The following is a 20,797-nucleotide window of genomic DNA, read 5'->3' as shown; positions in this document are numbered from 1 at the left end:
CAGGGCAGGGCCTGGGCAAGGGAAGCGCGATTGATGATTGCGAGTCAGGCGGGCAAGTGAGCCCCACCGAACAGCCACGAGACTTTGCGGCGGGGAATCCTGCGGCCGCTGGTCATGGGCATGGCCCGGATAGCCTGCGCAAGATGGCGCTGGCGGCGATGGGTATTGTCTTCGGCGATATCGGCACCAGCCCGATCTACGCCTTCCGCGAGACGTTCGCGGGGCATCACCCGCTCGCGCCTGATGCGCTGCATATCTACGGCGTGCTCAGCCTGATCTTCTGGTCGATGATGATCGTCGTGACGATCAAATATGTCTCGATCATCATGCGGGCCGACAACAAGGGGCAAGGCGGCAGCCTGGCGCTGCTCGCGCTGGTGAACCGCCGCAGCGGGCGCAAGCGCTGGACCGGGCCGATCGTCATCCTCGGGGTCTTCGCCACCGCGCTCTTCTACGGCGATTCGATGATCACCCCGGCCATGTCCGTGCTGTCCGCGTCGGAAGGTCTCATCACCGTCAACGCGCATTTCGCGCCACTGGTTTTGCCGATCTCCGTGGCGATCCTTATCGGCCTGTTCGCTATCCAGTCGCGCGGAACGGCGCGGGTCGGCCAGCTTTTCGGGCCGATCATGCTGGTCTATTTTGCGACGCTTGCGGGCCTCGGCATCATGCATATCGCGACCGATCCGGCGATCCTGCTGGCGCTCAATCCCTGGTATGCCTTCCAGTTCTTCCTGACCGACAAGTTGCTGGCCTTCCTTGCGCTCGGCTCCGTCGTGCTCGCCGTCACCGGCGCGGAAGCGCTGTACGCGGATATGGGGCATTTCGGGCGCAACCCGATCCGGGTTTCCTGGCTGTTCTTCGTGCTGCCCGGCCTCATGCTCAATTATCTGGGGCAGGGGGCGTTCATCCTTTCGCTGCCGGCGGATCAGGTGGATCACGCGATCCGCAACCCCTTCTTCCTGCTGGCGCCGGAAAACTTCCGCCTGCCGCTCGTCATCCTCGCCATCGTTGCGACGATCATTGCCAGCCAGGCCGTGATCACCGGCGCCTTTTCGCTCACCCAGCAGGCGATCCAGCTCGGCTTCATTCCGCGCCTCAAGATCAAGCACACCAGCGCCAGCGCGCAGGGCCAGATCTATATCCCAGTAATCAACTGGGGCCTGATGGTGATGGTCATCCTGCTGGTGCTCTCGTTCCGCTCCTCCAGCAATCTCGCCGCGGCCTATGGCATCGCGGTGACGGGGGCGATGTTCATCGACACCTGCCTGCTCGCGGTGCTGCTGCTCTCGCTGTGGAAGTGGAACCGCCTGCTGGCCTATGGCGCGCTGGCGATCTTCTTCATCGTGGACATCGCCTACTTCGGGGCCAACCTGACCAAGGTGCCGGACGGCGGCTGGTTCCCGCTGCTGGTCGGTCTGGTGATCTTCACCATGCTCACCACCTGGGCCAAGGGCCGTGGGCTGATGGTCGATCGGCTGAGCGAAGCGGCCATGCCGATCCCGGTCTTCGTCGCCTCGGCCGCCAACAGCGCCGTGCGGGTGCAGGGCACGGCGGTGTTCATGACCTCCACCTCGGACGGCGTGCCGCACGCGCTGCTGCATAATCTCAAGCATAACAAGGTGCTGCACGAGCGGGTGGTGCTGCTGACGGTGAAGGTGCTCGACGTGCCGACCGTCGATGCCTCCTATCGCTATCAGGTCGAGGATCTCGGGCGCGGCTTCTATCGGGTGCTGATCCATTATGGCTTCATGGAAGAGGCCGATGTGCCAGCCGCGCTGGCGATGGTGGAAGGTTGCGGCCAGCCTTTCCGCATGATCGAGACGAGCTTCTTCCTCACGCGCCAGACCCTGCTGCCGGCCGCCCGACCCGGCATGCCGATCTGGCGCGAAAAGCTCTTCGCGTGGATGCTGCGCAACGCGGAAAGCCCGATGGAGTTCTTCCGCCTGCCGACCAATCGCGTGATCGAACTGGGTAGCCAGCTGGAGATTTAGGGGTGGCGTCGAGAGGGGCATCGCTCCGCACTCGAAACCTTTTCTCGTGCTCCTGCGAAGGCAGGAGCCCAGGGCGGTAAAGCGCTTCGATCAATCAGCCGACTTGAACCGATACGCTCGGCATGTGCGCGAACTTTCTTTATACGTCGCCGTGGTTCTCGAACGCCCTGGGCTCCTGCCTTCGCAGGAGCACGGGGAAGGGTGATGCTGCGAGATTGTGAGAGTGCGCTCAGTCCGGAGCTTTGCTCTCCGTCTTCGCAACCATCGCCCGCGCCCGCGCGAGATCTTCCGGCGTGTCGATATCCAGCAGCAGCCGCGCGTCGGCGTTCACCAGCGCAGACCCTGTGGCGAGGCTTCGCGCACCCTGATCCCCTTTGAGGGCTTGGAGATCACCGAAAGCGCGCGCCGGAAACAGCGCCGGCGGTTGTGCAACCCCGTCGGGCGAACAGGAGAAGACAGCGGACGCTTCATCCGCCGCAGCCCCCCCGAGCACCGCGTCCAGGTGCTCGGCCGTAACGAACGGCATATCCGCGAGCAGCACCAGCAACGCCGAGGCTCCGGCGTCCTGCGCCGCCCTCGCCGCCAGACCCAAGGAATGCGCCATTCCCGCATCTGGCCGGGAATTGAAGATCAGCCGATATCCCGGTGCGTGGCTTCCCCAGTCCACGCCCGCCGGCGCCACCAGCAGATGATGGGTCGCCTCTACCGTCAGCCCGGTCTCAGCCGCCCAGCCGATCAATGCGCGTCCGCCGAGGTCCGCCACCAGCTTGTCCGCCGTGCCGAAGCGGATCGAGCGCCCCGCCGCCAGCAGCGCCACGGCGAGGCCGGGCAGCGCCATCAGCGGGCCCCGCGAAAGGCCGCGACCATGCCGGCGGCGATGGAGAGGGCAATCTCCTGCGGACCAAGGCCGCCGATCGGCAGGCCGGCCGGCCCGTCCACCCGGCGCAGCTCGTCCGCGCCCACCCCCGCCGCCGCGAGCCGCTCCAGCCGCCGCGCATGATTGGCACGCGATCCGAGCGCGCCGATATAGCCGGTCGACTGCGCCAGCGCCGCGATCAGGGCCGGGTCATCGATCTTGATGTCGTGGCTGAGCGTGACCACCGCGCAGGCGGCATTCGGCGCGAAGCTGGCGACGGCATCGTCCGGCCAGGCGTCGCTCAGCGTCACGCCGGGGAAGCGCTCGGCGCTCAGGAAGCGTTCGCGTGGGTCGTTGACCGTCACCGCCATTCCGAGCGTCTGCGCGATGGCGGCCAGCGCCTGGCCGATCTGCACCGCGCCGACGATCAGCAGCTTGCGCGCCGGCTCATAGAGATTGACGAACTGCCCCGCCTGCGTCCCCAGCCGGGCCTTGCCAGTCGCAAGGTCAGTGGAGATCGCAACCGCCTTGCCCGCCGCGCGCGCCTGCGCGATCGCCTCGAACAGCGCCGGCGCAAAGCCCACCTCGCTCACCGGCTGGACCAGTACGCCGATCTGCCCGCCGCAGGGCAGGCCGGGCTCCCATATGCTGGGGTCGGTGCTGCCGAAATAGCGCAGGCCGGTCTCGCCCTTCGTAAGCGCGCGCTCGGCCATGGCGAACACGTCATATTCCACGCAGCCGCCCGAGATCGATCCGGCAAAGCGTCCATCCGCCGCGATGAGCATATGCCCGCCGCGCGGCCTTGGCGCGGAGCCCGAGGCTTCCACGACGGTGGCAAGCGCCATGGGCTGGCCGGCCCAGTCGCGCGCGGCGGCGATGATGGCATCGATATCGTTCAAGCGCTCGTCCTGTATCGGGGTGGGGGCAGGGGAGCCGCTGCCATCTCTCGCCAGCCTCATTATTGCAAGCCTACGGACATTGACAACCGGGCGAGAGCAACGGCAATGTCGCTGTTCATCGAGACATTGCGGAGGGAGAAGCGGCATGGCCACCGAACTGATGGTCAACGGGCAAAAAAGGCAGGTCGAATCCGACCCCAAGAAGCCGCTGCTCTGGGTGCTTCGTGAAGATCTGGATATGGTCGGCACCAAGTTCGGCTGCGGCATGGCGCTGTGCGGCGCTTGCACGGTGATGATCGACGGGCAGGCCGTGCGCTCCTGCACCACGCCGGTCGGCACGGCGGCAGGCAAGCAGATCACGACCATCGAGCATGTCGCGACGACGCCGGTCGGCAAGGCCGTGAGCGAGGCGTGGACCCAGCTCGACGTGCCGCAATGCGGTTACTGCCAGGCGGGGCAGATCGTCTCCGCGACGGCGTTGCTCGCCAAGACGCCCAAGCCCACCGATCAGCAGATCGATGCAGCGATGAGCGGCAATATCTGCCGCTGCGCGACCTATTTGCGCATTCGGAAGGCCATCAAGCAGGCCGCCGGCATCGAAGAGGGAGCCGCCGCATGAACGCGCCCCTCAACATGAACCGCCGCGGGCTGCTCAAGGCGACGCTGGTCGGCGGCGCGGTGCTGGCCTTCGATGCGCGCTTCGCCTTCGCGCAGGCGCCGGGCGAGAAGGCGGTCATCATCAACGCCTATATCCGCGTACTGCCGGACAACCGCTTCGTCATCGGCTCCAAGAACCCTGAGATCGGCCAGGGCGTCAAGACGATGCTGCCGATGCTCATCGCCGAGGAACTGGATGTCGATTGGGCGCAGGTTACAGCCGAGACGACCATTGCCGACGAGAAGACCTACGGCATGCAGGTCGCTGGCGGCAGCTTCACCACGCCGATGAACTATATGCCCATGCGCCAGATCGGCGCAGCGGCGCGTCAGATGTTCATCAAGGCGGCGGCAGCGCGCTGGGGCGTGCCGGAGGCGACGCTCTCCACCGGCGGCGGCCGCGTCTCGCAGACGTCCGGTTCGCCGACGGCCAAACACAGCGTGACCTATGCCGAGCTGGCGGCGGAAGCAGCGAAAATCGCGGCGCCGGACCTCAAGACCGTGCCGCTCAAGGACCCGGCGAGCTTCAAGATCATCGGCAAGTCCAAGATTGGCGTCGATACGCCGGCCATCGTCGCGGGCAAGCCTTTGTTCGGCATCGACGTGAAGAAGCCCGGCCTGCTCCATGCCGCGATCGAGGCGTGCCCGGCTTATGGCGGCACGCTCACCAGCTTCGATGAGGCGGCGGTGAAGGCGCTTCCCGGCATCATCGCCGTGGTGCCGCTCAACAGCGGCTACAATCCCAAGGGGCCGCATGATGCGGTGGCTATCGTCGCGGAAAGCTGGTGGGGCGCCAATCAGGCGCGCTCGGCCCTGAAGCCGGTGTGGAACATGGAGGCGCAGAAGCGCTTCTCCAGCGCGGCTTTCAAGGCTTCGGCCGAAGCCAAGATGGCTGCTGCGCCGGAAGGCTCGATCCACAAGGCCGGCGATGCCGCCAAGGCCATGGCGAGCGCGGCAAAGACCGTTACGGCGCGCTATGAATATCCCTACATCGCCCACGCAACGCTTGAGCCGCAGAACTGCACCGCGCTGTTCAAGGACGGCAAGATCGAGTTCTGGGCACCCACCCAGCTCCCGGCGGATGGGCGCAAGGTGGTGTCCGAGGCGCTCGGCATCGCGCCGGAGGCGATCACCATTCACATGACGCGCATCGGTGGCGGCTTCGGCCGGCGGCTGATGAACGATTACATGGCGCAGGTCGCGCAGATCGCCAAGGCGCTGCCCGGTCGGCCGATCAAGATGATCTGGACCCGCACCGACGATCTGCGTCACGATTTCTTCCGGCCCGGCGGCTGGCATGATTTCAAGGCCGGCATCGATGGCTCGGGCAAGCTCGTGGCCTTCACCGACCATTTCATCACCTATGGCAAGGAGGGCAAGCCGGACACCGGCGCCGCCATGACCGCGACGGAATTTCCGGCGCCTCTGCTAGCGGATGTCGATCTCTCGGTCTCCTATGTCGAGAGCAACGTGCCGACGGGCTATCTGCGCGCGCCGAGCTCCAATGCGCTGGCCTTTGCGTTCCAGAGCTTCCTCGACGAGGTGGCGCTGGCCGGCGGTCTCGACCTGCCCGAGTTGATGCGCCGCACGCTGGGCGAGGCGCGGCTGATGAAGCATGGCAACCGCCCCGGCATGGATGGCAGCGTACCCGAGTTCAACACGGGCCGTGCCCGCGCGGTCATCGACAAGGTCTGTCAGATGGCGGGCTGGAAGGGCCGCACCGGCGGGGATGCTGGGGACGGCGTGCGCAAGGGCCGGGGCTTCGGCTTCTATTACAGCCATCGCGGCTATTTCGCCGAAGTGGTGGACGTGACCGTCGCCAAGACCGGCAAGGTCAGCGTCGACAAGGTCTGGGTCGCTGGCGATGTCGGCCGGCAGATCATCAACCCCATCAACGCGCTCCATCAGGCGCAGGGCGCGGTGATCGACGGGCTGGGCCAGGCGCTGTCCGGCCAGAAGATCGAGATCAAGGATGGCGCGGCCAACCGCACCAACTTCCACGATTACCCGTTGCCCCGCATCGTCGATGCACCGGCGGACGTGGTGGTCGAATGGGTGATCTCGGACAATGATACGACCGGCCTCGGTGAACCGGCTCTGCCGCCGGTGATCCCGGCGATCATCAACGCCATCTTCGCCGCCACTGGCAAGCGCATCCGCTCGCTTCCCGTGGTCCCTGCGGATCTGGCGGTCTGAGGAGAGGCCGGGGGAGGAGGTTTCTTCCCCCTAGCTCGTTCATGAAAAGGGGTCCAACTACGGACATGCCCTGTATGAAATTTGCACTGCTTTTCTTGTGTTTCTCAATCGCTGCTTGTGGAAGCGGCGATAGAATTTCCGGAAAGGACGGCCTGATACGGCAGGTGCAGAATAATCGCGTAGGAACGGATACGGACTACTGGATCGAGATGAAGAACATGGACGGTGAATGGGAACGCACCGGCTTAATCTTTGGCTACGTTGATGACAGTGGCGAATGCAAAAAGGCGGTCTCTGGATTGAAAAGTGTCAATTATGCCCGGGAGTATCGTTGCGCCCCTGCTAACTGATTGCCTGTTCTAACAAGTCGCGAGCTTAACTGCTTGGTTGCGCCACCCGATCACACTTAAGGAGACACCGCATGGTCGAAGCCCGCTGGAAAGGCGCCGTCATTGCCCGCAGCGACGACACGGTCGTCGTGGAAGGCAATCACTATTTCCCCGCCGATGCCGTCGATCCCGCCGTTCTCCGCCCGAGCGACACGACGACGGTCTGCTCGTGGAAGGGCACAGCGCATTATCATAGCTTGCACGTGGCCGGCGCGGACAATCCGGATGCCGCCTGGTATTATCCCGATCCCAAGCCCGAGGCGGAATCGATCCGCGACCGTATCGCCTTCTGGAAAGGCGTTGAGGTCGGCTGAGCGGTCGCCTTACAGGATATCCCGCACCGCTTCCGGCGGACGGCCCAGCCGCACGCCTTTTTCGGTCGCCACCAGCGGGCGTTCGATCAGGATGGGGTCGGCAGCCATGGCGTCGAGGATGGCGGCGTCGTCCGCGTCCTTGAGGGCCTTGGCGCCGTCCTCGGCCTTGCGCAGGCCCTCGCGCGGGGTGAGGTCCGCGCGCTGATAGAGGGCGGCGAGCGTGTCGCGGCTCGGCGGGGCCTTGAGATATTCGACGATCTCCACCTCGACGCCCCGCGTTTCCTGCAGGATCGCCAGTGCCTCGCGGGATTTCGAGCAGCGGGGGTTGTGGTAGATGGTCGCCTTCATCGCCTGATCCTTTTCGTTTGCCCGTCCGTCAGGCCGTCTGGTCGCCGCCGGGCAAGGCCCGCTGCATGTAGATGGTGTCTAGCCAGCGCCCGAATTTATAGCCGACCTTCTCCATGCGTCCTGCGTGGCGAAAGTCCTGGCCGGCATGGAGCGCGACCGAGGCGTCCTCGCCGCCGGCGATCACGCCGAGCATCTGGGTAAACCCTGCCGCGCCGGCGGCCGGGATCAGCGCCGCCAGCAGCGCTTTGCCGAGGCCCTGGCCGGTCTTCTCAGGATGGAGATAGACGCTGTCCTCGCAGGCATGAGCGTAGGCGGGGCGGTCGCGGAATTGCGCGGCGTAGGCATAGCCGATCACCGCGCCGTCCTCATCTTCCGCGACGATGAAGGGCCAGCCCCGTGTCGCCAGATACGCGATCTTCTCGCGCCATTGCTCGGCCGTGGGCGCCTGTGTATCGAAGGTCGCTGTGCCATGCTGCACATGATGGGCGTAGATCGCCGTTATGGCCTCCGCATCCGCCGGGGCGACCGGACGGATGCGCAGTGGCGGTTGCCCGCTCAATCGACCTTCTGCCGCTCCAGCCATTCTTCCAGCCACTTGATGCTGTAATCGCCATTCTGCACGTCCGGGTCGGCGATGAGCTTCTGGTGCAGGGGGATGGTCGTCTTCATGCCCTCGATGACATACTCCTCAAGCGCGCGCTTGAGGCGCATCAAGCAGCCCTCGCGGGTGCGGCCATAGACGATCAGCTTGCCGATCATGCTGTCATAATAAGGCGGCACGCTATAGCCCTGATAGAGCGCGCTTTCGACGCGCACATGCATGCCGCCGGGGACGTGGAGCATCTGCACCTTGCCGGGGGAGGGCATGAACGTCACCGGGTCTTCCGCATTGATGCGGCACTCAATGGCGTGGCCGTGGAATTCCAGCTCGTCCTGCGTCACCGAGAGCGGCTTGCCCTCGGCAATGCGAATCTGCTCGCGCACCAGATCGAAGCCGGTGATCATCTCCGTCACCGGATGTTCCACCTGAATGCGGGTGTTCATCTCGATGAAGTAGAATTCGCCATTCTCGTACAGGAACTCGATGGTCCCCGCGCCGCGATAGCCCATGTCGGCCATCGCCTTGGCCACGAGCGTGCCCATGCGGTTGCGCTCAGCCGATGAGATGACCGGGGAGGGCGCTTCCTCCAGCACCTTCTGGTGGCGGCGCTGCAGCGAGCAGTCGCGCTCGCCCAGATGGATGGCATTGCCCTTGCCGTCGCCGAAAATCTGGAACTCGATATGGCGCGGATTGCCGAGATATTTTTCCATGTAGACGGTGTCGTCGCCGAACGCCGCCTTGGCCTCGCTCTTGGCCTGGGACATCAGGCTCTCGAACTCGTCTTCGGTGGGGACAACCTTCATGCCGCGCCCGCCGCCGCCGGAGGCCGCTTTCACGAGCACCGGATAGCCGATCTCTCTCGCGCGCTGCTTGGCGTCTGCAATGTCCTCGATCGCGCCGTCGGTGCCCGGCACAAGCGGCAGGCCGAGCGCGCCGGCGGTGCGCTTGGCTTCCACCTTGTCGCCCATCACGCGGATATGCTCGGGCTTGGGGCCGACGAAGATGATGTCATGCGCTTCCACGATTTCCGCGAAACGCTCATTTTCGGACAGGAAGCCATAGCCCGGATGGATCGCATCCGCGCCCGAGATTTCGGCGGCGGAAATGATCGCGGGAATGTTGAGATAACTGTCTTTCGCAGCGGGGGGGCCGATGCAGATGGCTTCGTCGGCCAAGCGCACATGCATGGCGTCCGCGTCCGCGGTCGAATGCACGGCCACCGTCTTGATGCCCATCTCATGGCAGGCTCGGTGGATGCGCAGGGCGATCTCGCCGCGATTGGCGATCAGCAGCTTCTCGATGCTCATGGCTGGCGTGTCCTCAGGCGACCACGATCAGCGGCTGGTCATATTCGACCGGCTGGCCGTTTTCGACCAGCACAGCCTGGACCGTGCCGGCAGAGGGCGCAGTGATCGGGTTCATGACCTTCATGGCCTCGACGATCAGCAGGGTCTGGCCCGCCTTCACCGCGTCACCGACCTTGACGAAGCCGGGGGCGTCCGGCTCAGGCGTCAGGTAGCAGGTGCCGACCATCGGCGATTTGATCGTGCCGGCGGCGGGACCGGCCGCGGGGGCCGGTGCAGCGCTTTCCACGGGCGCAGCAGCAGCCACCGGGGCTGCCGGTGCGGGCGCAGCGGCCATCGGCGCATAGGTCGCGCTCTGGGCGGCGGGGGTGCGGGCGACGCGGATCTTGCGGTCGCCGTCTTCCACCTCGATCTCGGTGAGGTTCGTCGCGTCCAGCATTTTCGCCAGTTCGCGCACCAGCTTAACGTCCACCTGCATCGAGCCTTCGTTGGTCTTGTCGGCCATTGGTCTTCCCTTTGAGAAAGCTTTATTCTGTTCTGGAGTGGGGCTGGGGCCTATTGCCCTTCGCCCAATAAGGCAACCGTTTGCACGCCCTGTCTGGTTCAATCCATCTCAAGCGCCGCTTCCAGCGCCAGCATATAGGAGAGCGCGCCGAAGCCCGCGATCGATCCGCGCGCGGCCATGCCGACATAGCTATGATGGCGGAAGCTCTCCCGCGCGGCGGGGTTGGAGAGGTGAACCTCGATCACCGGCACGGTGATGGATTTGATCGCATCGTGCAGCGCCACGGAAGTGTGCGTGAGGCCGCCGGCGTTCAGGATGACGGCCATCGCTGCTTCCGCATTGGCCTGATGCAGCCAGTCGATCAGATGGCCCTCATGATTGGACTGGCGGAAATCCAGCTCCACGCTGGCCCGCCGGGCCTCGTCTTCCATGCGGTCGGCAATATCGTCGAGCGTATCATAGCCGTAGATTTCCGGCTCGCGCGTGCCGAGCAGGTTGAGATTGGGGCCATTGACGACATAGATTTTTCGCGCGGCAGTCATGGGGCCATCCGGTCCTTGTTGGTTGCGAGCCTTGGGCTCCACCCTATATGGCGTGGCGAACGGCTCTCAAAGCGAAAGGTGAACACACGGCATGAGCGCGGACGGAACGATCGGCATCCGGGTCAATGGCGAGCATCGCCGTGTGCGTGCCGGGCACAGCATCGCGCATCTGGCCAATGAGCTTGGGCTGGCGCCCGAGAAGGTGGCGGTCGAGCGTAATCTGGAGGTCGTGCCGCGTGCGAAGCTGGCCGATGTGATCGTCGAGGATGGCGATGAGCTGGAGATCGTGCATTTCGTCGGCGGTGGCGATGGATCGCCGGTGCTGGCCGATGACAGCTGGAGCGTGGCCGGGCGCACCTTCCGTTCCCGGCTGATCGTTGGGACAGGCAAATATCGCGATTTTGCCGAGAATGCCGCCGCGGTTGAGGCGTCGGGCGCGGAGATCGTCACCGTGGCCGTGCGGCGAGTGAATGTGTCCGACCCCAAGGCGCCGATGCTCACCGACTTTATCGACCCCAAGAAGATCACCTATCTGCCAAACACCGCCGGCTGCTTCACGGCTGAAGACGCGATCCGCACGTTGCGGTTGGCGCGCGAGGCGGGCGGCTGGGATCTGGTGAAGCTGGAAGTGCTGGGCGAAGCCCGCACGCTTTACCCGAACATGATCGAGACCCTCCGCGCGACTGAGATCCTCGCCAAGGAGGGCTTCAAGCCGATGGTCTACTGCACCGACGATCCCATCGCCGCGCAGCAGCTGGAGAGTGCGGGCGCGGTGGCGATCATGCCCCTCGGCGCCCCCATCGGCTCTGGTCTGGGGCTCCAGAATCGGGTGACCATCCGCCTGATCGTCGAAGGAACGAAGCTCCCCGTGCTGGTCGATGCCGGTGTCGGCACGGCTTCCGATGCAGCGGTGGCGATGGAGCTGGGCTGCACAGGTGTGCTGATGAACACCGCCATTGCAGAAGCCAAGAAGCCGGTACTGATGGCGGCCGCGATGAAGGCGTCGGTCGAAGCTGGGCGCATGGCCTACCTCGCCGGGCGCATGGGGCGACGCATGTATGCCGACCCCTCAAGCCCGCTTGCCGGCTTGATCTGAGCCGGGCAAGGCCAACCGCTGGTCGCATTTGTCGGAACCAGCCGCCTCCCAACTCGTTTGATTTTCAGACGGTCGGATCTTCCGGCCGTAGCAGAATTCAGCGATTGGAGACCTATCATGGGTGAATTGATCGACAAGGCCAAGGGCGCCGCGAACGAGGCGGTCGGCAAGGCCAAGCAGGAGATCGGCAAGCAGCGCAACGATCCCGATCAGCAGGCGGAAGGTCTCGGTCAGGAGCTCAAGGGCAAGGGCCAAGGCCTCAAGGGCTCCGTGAAGGGGGCCCTCGGCGACCGGGTCTGACCCCAAGCCGTAACGCTCAAGCGTTTTTGATGAAGGTCGTACTCGCAGAAGCGAGTGCGGCCTTCATTGTTTATGTCCGAGCAGGCACCGATCACCCGGTGCGGTTCGTTTCCCTACCGCCTCGTGCAATCCGGGCATTTGACCGTCCGGTCCCGCGCTCTTATGGGCGGATCAGCTTTCGCTCCATCCGTGCCAAGGAGACACGCGTGAAGAAACTCTATCCCGATGCCGCAGCCGCTCTCGATGGCCTGCTCCACGACGGAATGCTCATTTGCGCCGGCGGGTTCGGCCTGTGCGGAATCCCCGAACGGCTGATCGACGCGATCCGCGACTCCGGCGTGAAGGATCTCACCTTCGCCTCCAACAATGCCGGCATCGACGGCGAAGGGCTGGGCAAGCTGCTGCGCACCCGCCAGGTGAAGAAGATGATTTCGTCCTATGTCGGCGAGAACAAGGAGTTCGAGCGGCAGTATCTGGCAGGCGAGTTGGAGGTGGAGTTTTGTCCGCAGGGCACGCTGGCCGAGCGCTGCCGGGCCGGCGGTGCGGGCATTCCGGGCTTCTACACCAAGACCGGTGTGGGCACGCAAGTTGCCGAGGGCAAGGAAACCAAGATTTTCGATGGGCAGGAATATGTGCTCGAGCGCGGCATCTATGCCGATCTGTGCATCATCAAGGGCTGGAAGGCCGATGAAGCGGGCAATCTGATTTTCCGCAAGACAGCGCGGAATTTCAACCAGCCGATGGCCACCGCCGGCAAGATCTGTGTCGCGGAAGTCGAGGAAGTGGTGCCCGTCGGCAGCCTCGATCCGGACAGCATCCATCTGCCCGGCATCTATGTGAAGCGCATGATCGTCGGCGCGCCCTATGACAAGAAGATCGAATTCCGCACTGTCCGCGAAAGGGAGGCCGCATAATGGGCTGGTCACGCGATGAAATGGCCGCGCGCGCCGCGAAGGAGCTGCAGGACGGCTTCTATGTGAATCTCGGCATCGGCATCCCGACCTTGGTCGCCAATCATATCCCGCCGGGCGTGGAGGTCACGCTGCAGAGCGAGAACGGCATGCTCGGCATCGGCCCGTTCCCCTATGATGACGAGGTCGATCCCGATCTCATCAATGCCGGCAAGCAGACGATCAGCGAACTGCCGAGCAGCGTCTACTTCTCCAGCGCAGACAGCTTCGCGATGATCCGCGGCGGCCACATCGATCTCACCGTGCTGGGTGCGATGGAAGTGTCCGAGAAAGGCGACATCGCCAACTGGATGATCCCCGGCAAGATGATCAAGGGCATGGGCGGCGCGATGGACCTCGTCGCCGGCGTCAAGAAGATCATCGTGGTCATGGAGCACACCGCCAAGGACGGCAGCCCCAAGTTCATCCCGGAATGCACCCTGCCGCTCACCGGCCGCGACGTGGTGGACATGATCGTCACCGATCTGTGCGTCTTCCAGCGCGTTTCGCACGATCAGCCGTTCCGCCTCGTGGAACTGGCGCCGGGTGTTACCGCCGAGGAAGTCGCGGCCAAGACGACCGCGCATTACGTCTCGTAAGGCGTCGGGTTAGCGCGCAGTGGTTACCTCTTCTCTTCGGAGGAGGGGCAGTTCCGGAGCGCTTCGCTGCCCCACCAATACTCCGTCATCCCGGACTTGATCCGGGATGACGCTTCTTATTCAGCGATCGCGCGCCAAGGCAGCGGGACCCTGATCAAGGCCGGGGCGACGAGGGGAAGAGCGCCGCGCGCGCCATTGAAACGGACTTCGAGCGCCCGATATTGGGGCTTCCCCCCCGACCGCGACAGATGTAGGGCAGCCCCATTATGACCCAGGCCCGCACCCTTTATGAGAAGATCTGGGACGCGCACGTCGTCGAGAAGCGCGACGATGGCACGTGCCTGATCTATATCGACCGCCACCTCGTCCATGAAGTGACCAGTCCGCAGGCGTTCGAGGGGCTCCGCCTTGCCGGGCGCAAGGTGCGCCGGCCCGATCTCACGCTGGCTGTGCCGGATCATAACGTGCCGACCACGGCGCGGGTGGATGCGCAGGGCAATCGCATCCCCATCGTCAACAAGGAGAGCGCGCAGCAGCTCGCCGCGCTGGAGCGCAACGCGCCCGAGTTCGGCATCCGCTATTTCGGCGCGACCGACATCAATCAGGGCATCGTCCATGTCGTCGGCCCCGAGCAGGGCTTCACGCTGCCCGGCATGACCCTGGTCTGCGGGGATAGCCATACGGCCGCGCACGGCGCGCTGGGCGCGCTGGCCTTCGGCATCGGCACCAGCGAGGTCGAGCATGTGCTCGCCACGCAGACGCTGCTGCTCAAGCCGAGCAAGACGCTCGCCATCGAGGTCGAGGGCGAGCTAGGCTATGGCGTGACCGCCAAGGACGTGATCCTCGCCGTTATCGGCCGCATCGGCACCGCCGGTGGGACCGGCCATGTCATGGAATTCCGTGGCTCAACCTTCCGCGCCATGAGCATCGAGAGCCGGCTGACCGTCGCCAACATGGCGATCGAGGGTGGCGCGCGCTCGGGGCTGTTTGCGCCGGACGAGAAGACGTTCGAATACATCAAGGGCCGCCCGATGGCGCCGCAGGGTGCCGATTGGGATCGCGCCGTCGCCTATTGGCGTACGCTCGTGACCGACGAAGGCGCCGTGTTCGACAAGCATGTGCGGCTGGAGGCGAGCGAGATCGCGCCGACCGTCACCTGGGGCACCAGTCCCGAGGACGTAGTGCCGATCACCGGCGTCGTGCCCGATCCGGAGAGCTTCGAGGACACGTCCAAGCGGGAAGCTGCGGCCAAGTCGCTCGCCTATATGGGCCTCACCGCCGGCCAGCGCATGGAAGACGTGCCGGTCGAGCATATCTTCATTGGCAGCTGCACCAACAGCCGCATCGAGGATCTGCGCGCGGCCGCGTCTGTGCTCAAGGGCCGCAAGGTTGCTGACGGCATCAAGCAGGCGCTGGTCGTGCCCGGCTCCGGTCTGGTCAAGCATCAGGCCGAGGCCGAGGGGCTGGATCGCATCTTCATCGAGGCCGGGTTCGAGTGGCGCGAGCCGGGCTGCTCCATGTGTCTGGGCATGAACCCGGATCGCGTGCCGAGCGGAGAGCGTTGCGCCTCCACCAGCAATCGCAACTTCATGGGCCGGCAGGGGCCGGGTGCGCGCACCCATCTCGTCTCGCCGGTGATGGCCGCCGCCGCCGCGATCAGGGGTCGACTTGCGGACGTTCGCGAACTAATGGTGCCCGAGCAAGCGTAAGGGGACGCAATGAAAGTCATTTTCTGGATTTTGGTCGCCGGTGCTCTCGGCAGCGCCGCCATGGCCATGGGCCTCGGCCAGTCCGCCGCTGTGCCCGCAAAGGCGGAAAAGCCAGCCGCACGCTGAGCTGGGGACGACGTTAGACGGGCGCGGACTTCTCAATCCGCGCTGTCACACCATCGGAATACGCAGCTTCATGCGGCGACAGGTCTCGTCATAACCGGCAGGATCCGGCGCTTCGACCACCTCGAAGCCTTGCGCGGCCCAATAGCTCTCTGCGCCGTTGACGGCCGTCAGCCAGATTTCACCAAGACCCTCGCGGCGCGCCTGTGCGACGATCAGCCCCAGCGCAATGCGCCCGGCGCCACTGCCGCGCGCGTCGGGCAGCAGGGCGAGATCGTGCAGATAATAGCTGCCGGGGTTCTCGGGAATGGCGCCCAATGGGGCATTGAAGGCGGGCACGCTGTTCGCTTCCCAAGGGTGGGCGACAAGATAGCCGAGCACGCGCCCGGCATCCTCGAAGACGAAGCAGCCCGCCGGATGCAGGCTTAGGCGCTCGGCGTAGATCGCTTCATCCTCTGTATAGCGGCCATGGACCGCATCGGAGATCGCCTTGACTGCCGCCATGTCACTGGCGCGCATCGGGCGCCATGTGCCGCTTGTTGCCATTGCCTCATCTCCTCCGCACATCGCCTCCTCCGCACATCGCCGTCGGCCGCCTGCATATCGGGTCGGCATCTTGACGCAAGCGCGCACATCCGCCACTTGACCGGTCAAACAGCCCGTCATCAGCAGGACCAGCATGGAACCCGTCACCACCGTTGAAGGTCGCGCCTATCCCTTCGGCCTGAAGAATGTCGATACCGACATCATCATTCCGGCCGAATGGCTCAAGACCATCAGCCGCACGGGCCTGGGCAAAGGCGCGTTCGAGGCGCTGCGCAAGGAGCCGGGCAATGTGTTCGACGACCCGCGCTATGCCGGTGCGCCGATCATCGTGGCGGGCGACAATTTCGGCTGTGGGTCGAGCCGCGAACATGCCGCCTGGGCGCTGATCGACATGGGCGTGCGGGCCGTCATCGCGCCCAGCTTCTCTGATATTTTCTCGGGCAACGCCTTCAAGAACGGCATCCTGACCGTCGTGTTGCCGCAGGAAGCGGTCGACCGGTTGCTGGAGGTCGCCAAGACCGATCCGATCAGCATCGACCTTGAGAACCAGTCGGTGACGACGCCGTTTCAGGACCGCTTCACTTTCGAGATCGACCCGTTCCGCAAAAGCTGCCTGCTGGGCGGGCTCGACGAGATCGGCCTGACGATGGCGCAGGGCGATACCATCGGGGCGTTCGAGGCGCGCGATGCGCAGACGCGGCCCTGGCTGGTGCCGGCGGCCGCCTGAAATCGTTCGCTCGCCCCGGCCCGCGCGTTGCCATTGGGGCGGCTGCTTCTTAAGTAGAGTTTGTATCGCTTACCTCCAGATGAAGGTGCTTCTTTCATGAGTTCATTCGACGATCGCGAGAAGGCGTTCGAGACCAAGTTCGCCATGGATCAGGAACTCGCGTTCCGGGTCGCTGCCCGGCGCAACCGCCTGCTGGGCGAGTGGGCGGCCGGCCTGATGGGGCTGACCAAGGAAGAGACCGATGCCTATGCCAAGGCGGTCGTGCAGGCGGACTTCGAGGAAGCCGGCGATGAGGACGTGATCCGCAAGGTGATGGGCGATCTTGTATCGGCCGGCGTCGACATGGACGAGCAGCGCGTGCGCACGGCGCTGAGCGACAAGGCCGCCGAGGCGCGTCGCCAGTTCATGCAGGAAGAGAATTGAGGGGCCTTTGACATGCCCATGGCGGCTGGCGATATCGAGGCGATGATCCTCGCGGCTTTCCCGGATGCGACGGTAGAGATCACCGATCTGGCCGGCGATGGCGATCATTATGCGGCGCGGGTCACCTCCGAGAGTTTTCGGGGGATGAACCGAATTGCCCAGCAGCGGGCCGTCTATGCCGCACTGGGCGGGCGCATGGGCGGAGAGCTTCACGCCTTGCAACTGACCACGGCCGTTCCCAACTGATAGCGCAGCGCAGGCATCGCGCCGCACTGCTGCCCGGAGACCAGACATGACCGACCCCGTCCACGCCCGCATCGCCGATATCGTCGGCAAGAATGATGTCGTGCTCTTCATGAAAGGCACGCCCTTGTTCCCACAATGCGGGTTCTCCAGCCGCGCCATTGCCATTCTGGAACGGCTCGGCGCGCCCTTCGAGAGCGTGGATGTGCTGCAGGATCAGGAGATTCGTCAGGGCATCAAGAGCTTTTCCGACTGGCCGACCATCCCCCAGCTCTATGTGAAGGGCGAGTTCCTCGGCGGGTCGGACATCATGATGGAAATGTATGAGGCGGGCGAGCTCAAGCAGCTTCTCGCGGAGCAGGGCGTCATCGCCGCCTGATCGGATTCCATTTGGTTCTTCAAGCGGGCGCGGGGCAAAAAGCCCGGCGCCCGTTTTGCGTTCGGGCGCCGGAGTTCGGAGGGATTGGGAGACAAAGGGATTGGGGGACAGGCAAGAAGACCGGGTGCCCGTCCCCCAAAGCGGGTGTGTCGACAAGAAGAGCAAGCGCCGTGCCAGTTTCTCCGGGTGAGGAGAGCGGGCGGCGACGCTGGTTAAGGGCGGGGCAAGAGGTTGCGACCTGTAAAGCGCTCCGACAGTTTCGCCCGCATTTCCGCTTGCGCCTTGCAATCGGCGGCGGCCGTGACACATGGAAGAGATGATGCCTGCTGCCCCCAGTCTCGCCGCCGACACCGGCCGGGTCATGCGCCTGTCGCCACTGGTGCAGCGCGTGCTGGCACCCAATCCCTCGCCCTTCACTTTTGAGGGGACGCAGACCTATCTGGTGGGTAACAGCGACCTTGCCGTAATCGATCCTGGCCCGGTTGATCCTGCCCATTTGGATGCGCTGGAAGCGGCGATTGCCGGTCGCCCCGTCATTGCTATCGCCTGCACCCACACCCATCGCGATCACAGTCCGGCGGCGCGGCCACTGGCACAGCGCATCGGCGCGCCGATCATCGGCTGCGCGCCGCTGACGCTGGAGGATGACGGGCCGCGCGCCGATGCGGCATTCGACCCCGATTACAGTCCCGACCGGGTGCTCGCGGAGGGCGAGCAAATCGTGGGCACGGGCTGGACTCTTACCGCGCTGGCGACGCCCGGCCACACCTCCAATCATCTGTGCTACGCGCTCGAGGAAGAAGCGGCGCTGTTCACCGGCGATCATGTGATGAGCTGGTCCACCAGCGTCGTCTCGCCGCCGGATGGCGACATGAGCGACTATCTCGCCTCGCTGGAGCGTCTCGTCGCCCGCTCGGACATCATCTATTATCCAGCCCATGGCGAACCGGTGACGCAGCCCCAGCGCTTCGCTCGCGGCATGCTGGGGCATCGGCGGATGCGGGAGGGACAGATCCTGCGCATTTTGGAGCGGCAGGGCGCCGTTACCATCCCGGATTTCGTCGCGAGCATGTATGTGGGCCTCAATCCGCGCCTGCATGGCGCCGCCGGACGATCCGTGCTGGCCCATCTCATCGATCTGCAACGGCGGGGGCTGGTAGAGGATAGTGCTGACGGGGTCTGGGCGAGGGTGCTGATTTAGGCGCTTGACGGAAGGCGCGAACAGGATCAGCTTCCCTGCCGTCCAGGCAACGGTGGGGGGACCGTCATGGCAACACTTGCTTCAGGCATCAGATCCGAGATCGAGCGCGAGCGCAGCTTCTTCCTCAAATTGGCGCTGGCGATGGCCTTTGTCATTGTGGCGGGCTTCTCATTCAATGTCGCCGCCGGCCGCTCGACCTTCGCCGCGCCGCTGCTGCTTCATGTCCACGCACTGGTTTTCTTCGGCTGGCTGGTTCTTTTCGTCACCCAATCTTTTCTGGCGGCTAGCGGCTCGGCGCGCCTGCACCGGCGACTTGGTGTGCTCGCGCTGCTCTGGGTGCCGGTCATGGTCGTGCTGGGTCTGGCGGTGACGCGTCACTCGGTGCGCGCAATCGGTGGTCCTCCATTCTTCGATACCAACGAATTTCTCTTCGGCAACAGCATCGGCCTGCTGGCTTTCGCGCTCACCGTTGGAGCGGCGCTCGTCATGCGCGCGCGTCCCGACTGGCACCGGCGGCTGATGTGCGGCGCCATGGCCGGGCTGACCGGCCCCGGCTTCGGGCGGCTGCTGCCGATGCCGTTCCTCATCCCCTGGGGCTGGTGGGTCGCGGCTGTCGTGGCGCCCATGATGTTCATCCTGGCCGGCATGGTCTGGGACTGGCGGCGCAAAGGGCGGGTCCACGCTGCATGGCTGTGGGGAGCGGGGATCCTGATCGGCAGCCAGCTCATGGCCGATGCCATCGCCTACAGCCCGATGGGCCTTGCCATCACGCGCGATATGGTCGCCGGCACCCCCGGCGCGATGCGCGATATGCGGGCCTTCTTCCCCTGAGCGCGGTTAGAGGTTGATCAACGGGCGCTTCGTGGCCATCTCCCCCGCATGACAAAGGAGATTCGGTGATGGATGCACGCGGCGGGATCGGCGGAAGTCTTGCGGGGCTGGACCTGCTGGAGGAGATCAATCGCCTGCGCAAGGAGCGCAACGCGGTCATCCTCGCGCATTACTACCAGAAGCCGCAAATCCAGGACCTGGCCGACTTCGTGGGCGATAGCCTGGAGCTGTCCCGCAAGGCGGCGGAGACGGATGCGGACGTGATCGCATTTTGCGGTGTACGCTTCATGGCCGAGACGGCGAAGATCCTCAGCCCCGAGAAGATCGTGATCCTGCCGGACATGGACGCCGGCTGCAGCCTGGAAGACAGCTGCCCGCCCGCGCAGTTCAAGGCCTTCCGCGAGGCCCATCCCGATCATATCGCGCTCAGCTACATCAACTGCTCGGCGGAGGTGAAGGCGCTCAGCGACATCATCGTCACGAGCTCATCTGCCGAGAAAATCCTGAGCAAGCTCCCCAAGGACCAGAAGATCATCTTCGGGCCAGACAAGCATCTGGGTGGCTATCTCGCGCGCAAGCTGGGGCGTGAGATGCTGCTCTGGCCGGGCGTGTGCATCGTACATGAGAGCTTCAGCGAGACCGAGCTGCTCAAGCTCAAGGCTATGCACCCCGGCGCGCCGGTTGCGGCCCACCCCGAATGCCCGCCGGCTATCATCGATCATGCCGATTATGTCGGCTCGACCAGCGGCATCCTGCAATATGCCAAGGACATGCCGGGCGACACGCTGATCGTCGCGACCGAGCCGCACATCATCCACCAGATGGAAAAGGCGATCCCCGAAAAGCGCTTCGTCGGCGCGCCGGGTGCGGATGGCAACTGCAATTGCAACGTCTGCCCCTATATGGCGCTCAACACGCTGGAGAAGCTCTACATCGCGCTCCGCGATCTCCAGCCGCGCATCGAGATGGATGAGAGCCTGCGGGTGGCCGCGAAGAAGAGCCTCGATCGCATGCTGGATCTTGCCAGCGATACGGTCGGGCAGGGCGACGTGGGAGCGCGGTGAG

General features: G+C 64.8%; 25 protein-coding genes. 17 read left to right on the top strand and 8 right to left on the bottom strand.

Translation table 11 applies throughout. The features are described from left to right. Positions 1-56: 56 nt before the first annotated feature. Positions 57-1,994 carry a potassium transporter Kup gene (locus M2342_RS12920; RefSeq protein ID WP_264579391.1) on the top strand — a complete coding sequence of 646 codons (1,938 nt, stop codon included), beginning with the start codon at positions 57-59 and terminating at the stop codon, positions 1,992-1,994. 229 nt (positions 1,995-2,223) lie between these two features. Here M2342_RS12920 and M2342_RS12915 read toward each other — a convergent pair whose 3' ends face one another. Together M2342_RS12915 and M2342_RS12910 are read right to left on the bottom strand one after the other, a co-directional pair. Then, positions 2,224-2,832, bottom strand: coding sequence for an NTP transferase domain-containing protein (locus M2342_RS12915; protein WP_264579390.1), 609 nt, complete (start codon positions 2,830-2,832; stop codon positions 2,224-2,226). Next, positions 2,832-3,749, bottom strand: a complete 918-nt coding sequence (locus M2342_RS12910) for an XdhC family protein (protein ID WP_264579389.1) — start codon at positions 3,747-3,749, stop codon at positions 2,832-2,834. Before M2342_RS12910 ends, M2342_RS12915 begins: the two co-directional genes overlap by 1 nt. A 145-nt stretch (positions 3,750-3,894) precedes the next feature. On the opposite strand from M2342_RS12910, the gene M2342_RS12905 reads away from it, so the two are divergent. The 4 genes from M2342_RS12905 to M2342_RS12890 all read left to right on the top strand — a co-directional run bounded on the left by M2342_RS12905 (position 3,895) and on the right by M2342_RS12890 (position 7,305). Then, entirely contained in the window at positions 3,895-4,368 is a 474-nt protein-coding gene (locus M2342_RS12905) for a (2Fe-2S)-binding protein (RefSeq protein WP_264569789.1), read from the top strand. Next, positions 4,365-6,602 carry a xanthine dehydrogenase family protein molybdopterin-binding subunit gene (locus M2342_RS12900; protein WP_264579388.1) on the top strand — a complete coding sequence of 746 codons (2,238 nt, stop codon included), beginning with the start codon at positions 4,365-4,367 and terminating at the stop codon, positions 6,600-6,602. The genes M2342_RS12905 and M2342_RS12900 overlap by 4 nt, the downstream gene beginning before the upstream one ends. 74 nt (positions 6,603-6,676) lie before the next feature. Beyond that, on the top strand, positions 6,677-6,952 hold the full coding sequence (locus M2342_RS12895) for a hypothetical protein (RefSeq protein WP_264579387.1): 276 nt from the start codon (positions 6,677-6,679) through the stop codon (positions 6,950-6,952). 71 nt (positions 6,953-7,023) lie between these two features. Then, a complete protein-coding gene (locus M2342_RS12890; RefSeq protein ID WP_264579386.1) occupies positions 7,024-7,305 on the top strand; it encodes a DUF427 domain-containing protein in 282 nt (93 codons plus the stop codon). Positions 7,306-7,314: 9 nt separating this feature from the next. On the opposite strand, the gene arsC is transcribed toward M2342_RS12890, so the two are convergent. The 5 genes from arsC to aroQ all read right to left on the bottom strand — a co-directional run bounded on the left by arsC (position 7,315) and on the right by aroQ (position 10,605). Then, positions 7,315-7,653 (bottom strand): arsenate reductase (glutaredoxin), encoded by a 339-nt coding sequence (gene arsC, locus M2342_RS12885; protein WP_264579385.1) that lies wholly within the window; start codon positions 7,651-7,653, stop codon positions 7,315-7,317. Positions 7,654-7,681: 28 nt separating this feature from the next. After that, positions 7,682-8,212 (bottom strand): GNAT family N-acetyltransferase, encoded by a 531-nt coding sequence (locus tag M2342_RS12880; RefSeq protein WP_264579384.1) that lies wholly within the window; start codon positions 8,210-8,212, stop codon positions 7,682-7,684. Further along, positions 8,209-9,561 (bottom strand): acetyl-CoA carboxylase biotin carboxylase subunit, encoded by a 1,353-nt coding sequence (gene accC / locus M2342_RS12875; protein WP_181559119.1) that lies wholly within the window; start codon positions 9,559-9,561, stop codon positions 8,209-8,211. Before accC ends, M2342_RS12880 begins: the two co-directional genes overlap by 4 nt. 13 nt (positions 9,562-9,574) lie before the next feature. Continuing rightward, positions 9,575-10,063 carry an acetyl-CoA carboxylase biotin carboxyl carrier protein gene (accB, locus tag M2342_RS12870; RefSeq protein WP_264569795.1) on the bottom strand — a complete coding sequence of 163 codons (489 nt, stop codon included), beginning with the start codon at positions 10,061-10,063 and terminating at the stop codon, positions 9,575-9,577. 98 nt (positions 10,064-10,161) lie between these two features. Further along, positions 10,162-10,605: a type II 3-dehydroquinate dehydratase gene (aroQ, locus tag M2342_RS12865; protein WP_264579383.1), complete on the bottom strand. Its 444-nt coding sequence runs from the start codon at positions 10,603-10,605 to the stop codon at positions 10,162-10,164. A 91-nt stretch (positions 10,606-10,696) separates the two neighbouring features. On the opposite strand from aroQ, the gene thiS reads away from it, so the two are divergent. From thiS to leuC, 5 genes are all read left to right on the top strand, one after another. Beyond that, the gene (thiS, locus tag M2342_RS12860; protein WP_264579382.1) at positions 10,697-11,701 is read left to right on the top strand and encodes a sulfur carrier protein ThiS; all 1,005 of its coding nucleotides are present in this window, start codon (positions 10,697-10,699) and stop codon (positions 11,699-11,701) included. Between the two features lie 117 nt (positions 11,702-11,818). Further along, complete coding sequence (locus M2342_RS12855) at positions 11,819-12,001, top strand: CsbD family protein (protein ID WP_264569799.1); 183 nt, start codon at positions 11,819-11,821, stop codon at positions 11,999-12,001. 206 nt (positions 12,002-12,207) lie between these two features. Beyond that, positions 12,208-12,915: a CoA transferase subunit A gene (locus M2342_RS12850; protein WP_264569800.1), complete on the top strand. Its 708-nt coding sequence runs from the start codon at positions 12,208-12,210 to the stop codon at positions 12,913-12,915. Then, positions 12,915-13,550: a CoA transferase subunit B gene (locus tag M2342_RS12845; RefSeq protein ID WP_264576204.1), complete on the top strand. Its 636-nt coding sequence runs from the start codon at positions 12,915-12,917 to the stop codon at positions 13,548-13,550. The genes M2342_RS12850 and M2342_RS12845 overlap by 1 nt, the downstream gene beginning before the upstream one ends. 266 nt (positions 13,551-13,816) lie before the next feature. Further along, positions 13,817-15,259, top strand: a complete 1,443-nt coding sequence (gene leuC / locus M2342_RS12840) for a 3-isopropylmalate dehydratase large subunit (RefSeq protein WP_264579381.1) — start codon at positions 13,817-13,819, stop codon at positions 15,257-15,259. A 171-nt stretch (positions 15,260-15,430) separates the two neighbouring features. Here the strand turns inward: leuC and M2342_RS12835 are convergent, their stop codons facing one another. After that, positions 15,431-15,928, bottom strand: a complete 498-nt coding sequence (locus M2342_RS12835) for a GNAT family N-acetyltransferase (RefSeq protein ID WP_264579380.1) — start codon at positions 15,926-15,928, stop codon at positions 15,431-15,433. A gap of 133 nt (positions 15,929-16,061) precedes the next feature. Here M2342_RS12835 and leuD point away from each other — a divergent pair, with 133 nt between their 5' ends. From leuD to nadA, 7 genes are all read left to right on the top strand, one after another. Beyond that, positions 16,062-16,655, top strand: coding sequence for a 3-isopropylmalate dehydratase small subunit (gene leuD, locus M2342_RS12830; protein WP_264579379.1), 594 nt, complete (start codon positions 16,062-16,064; stop codon positions 16,653-16,655). Between the two features lie 96 nt (positions 16,656-16,751). Beyond that, the gene (locus tag M2342_RS12825; protein WP_264574774.1) at positions 16,752-17,078 is read left to right on the top strand and encodes a DUF1476 domain-containing protein; all 327 of its coding nucleotides are present in this window, start codon (positions 16,752-16,754) and stop codon (positions 17,076-17,078) included. A 12-nt stretch (positions 17,079-17,090) separates the two neighbouring features. After that, positions 17,091-17,324: a BolA/IbaG family iron-sulfur metabolism protein gene (locus tag M2342_RS12820; RefSeq protein WP_181559130.1), complete on the top strand. Its 234-nt coding sequence runs from the start codon at positions 17,091-17,093 to the stop codon at positions 17,322-17,324. A 46-nt stretch (positions 17,325-17,370) separates the two neighbouring features. Beyond that, complete coding sequence (grxD, locus tag M2342_RS12815; RefSeq protein ID WP_181559131.1) at positions 17,371-17,700, top strand: Grx4 family monothiol glutaredoxin; 330 nt, start codon at positions 17,371-17,373, stop codon at positions 17,698-17,700. Positions 17,701-18,007: 307 nt separating this feature from the next. After that, positions 18,008-18,901 (top strand): MBL fold metallo-hydrolase, encoded by an 894-nt coding sequence (locus M2342_RS12810; RefSeq protein WP_264579378.1) that lies wholly within the window; start codon positions 18,008-18,010, stop codon positions 18,899-18,901. A 66-nt stretch (positions 18,902-18,967) separates the two neighbouring features. After that, positions 18,968-19,732: a hypothetical protein gene (locus tag M2342_RS12805; protein WP_264579377.1), complete on the top strand. Its 765-nt coding sequence runs from the start codon at positions 18,968-18,970 to the stop codon at positions 19,730-19,732. 68 nt (positions 19,733-19,800) lie between these two features. Continuing rightward, positions 19,801-20,796, top strand: coding sequence for a quinolinate synthase NadA (gene nadA, locus M2342_RS12800; protein WP_264580046.1), 996 nt, complete (start codon positions 19,801-19,803; stop codon positions 20,794-20,796). Position 20,797: the final 1 nt, after the last annotated feature.

The organism is Sphingobium sp. B8D3A (genome assembly GCF_025961995.1).
GTDB lineage: Bacteria > Pseudomonadota > Alphaproteobacteria > Sphingomonadales > Sphingomonadaceae > Sphingobium.
This window is presented reverse-complemented; position numbering and strand designations above follow the sequence as displayed.

Coding starts and splice junctions, on each gene's coding strand:
- M2342_RS12915 (WP_264579390.1), bottom strand. CDS start 2,832: ATGGCGCTGCCCGGCCTCGCCGTGGCGCTGCTGGCGGCGGGGCGCTCG.
- M2342_RS12905 (WP_264569789.1), top strand. CDS start 3,895: ATGGCCACCGAACTGATGGTCAACGGGCAAAAAAGGCAGGTCGAATCC.
- M2342_RS12900 (WP_264579388.1), top strand. CDS start 4,365: ATGAACGCGCCCCTCAACATGAACCGCCGCGGGCTGCTCAAGGCGACG.
- M2342_RS12895 (WP_264579387.1), top strand. CDS start 6,677: ATGAAATTTGCACTGCTTTTCTTGTGTTTCTCAATCGCTGCTTGTGGA.
- M2342_RS12890 (WP_264579386.1), top strand. CDS start 7,024: ATGGTCGAAGCCCGCTGGAAAGGCGCCGTCATTGCCCGCAGCGACGAC.
- arsC (WP_264579385.1), bottom strand. CDS start 7,653: ATGAAGGCGACCATCTACCACAACCCCCGCTGCTCGAAATCCCGCGAG.
- accC (WP_181559119.1), bottom strand. CDS start 9,561: ATGAGCATCGAGAAGCTGCTGATCGCCAATCGCGGCGAGATCGCCCTG.
- accB (WP_264569795.1), bottom strand. CDS start 10,063: ATGGCCGACAAGACCAACGAAGGCTCGATGCAGGTGGACGTTAAGCTG.
- aroQ (WP_264579383.1), bottom strand. CDS start 10,605: ATGACTGCCGCGCGAAAAATCTATGTCGTCAATGGCCCCAATCTCAAC.
- thiS (WP_264579382.1), top strand. CDS start 10,697: ATGAGCGCGGACGGAACGATCGGCATCCGGGTCAATGGCGAGCATCGC.
- M2342_RS12855 (WP_264569799.1), top strand. CDS start 11,819: ATGGGTGAATTGATCGACAAGGCCAAGGGCGCCGCGAACGAGGCGGTC.
- M2342_RS12845 (WP_264576204.1), top strand. CDS start 12,915: ATGGGCTGGTCACGCGATGAAATGGCCGCGCGCGCCGCGAAGGAGCTG.
- leuC (WP_264579381.1), top strand. CDS start 13,817: ATGACCCAGGCCCGCACCCTTTATGAGAAGATCTGGGACGCGCACGTC.
- M2342_RS12835 (WP_264579380.1), bottom strand. CDS start 15,928: ATGGCAACAAGCGGCACATGGCGCCCGATGCGCGCCAGTGACATGGCG.
- leuD (WP_264579379.1), top strand. CDS start 16,062: ATGGAACCCGTCACCACCGTTGAAGGTCGCGCCTATCCCTTCGGCCTG.
- M2342_RS12825 (WP_264574774.1), top strand. CDS start 16,752: ATGAGTTCATTCGACGATCGCGAGAAGGCGTTCGAGACCAAGTTCGCC.
- M2342_RS12820 (WP_181559130.1), top strand. CDS start 17,091: ATGCCCATGGCGGCTGGCGATATCGAGGCGATGATCCTCGCGGCTTTC.
- grxD (WP_181559131.1), top strand. CDS start 17,371: ATGACCGACCCCGTCCACGCCCGCATCGCCGATATCGTCGGCAAGAAT.
- M2342_RS12810 (WP_264579378.1), top strand. CDS start 18,008: ATGGAAGAGATGATGCCTGCTGCCCCCAGTCTCGCCGCCGACACCGGC.
- M2342_RS12805 (WP_264579377.1), top strand. CDS start 18,968: ATGGCAACACTTGCTTCAGGCATCAGATCCGAGATCGAGCGCGAGCGC.
- nadA (WP_264580046.1), top strand. CDS start 19,801: ATGGATGCACGCGGCGGGATCGGCGGAAGTCTTGCGGGGCTGGACCTG.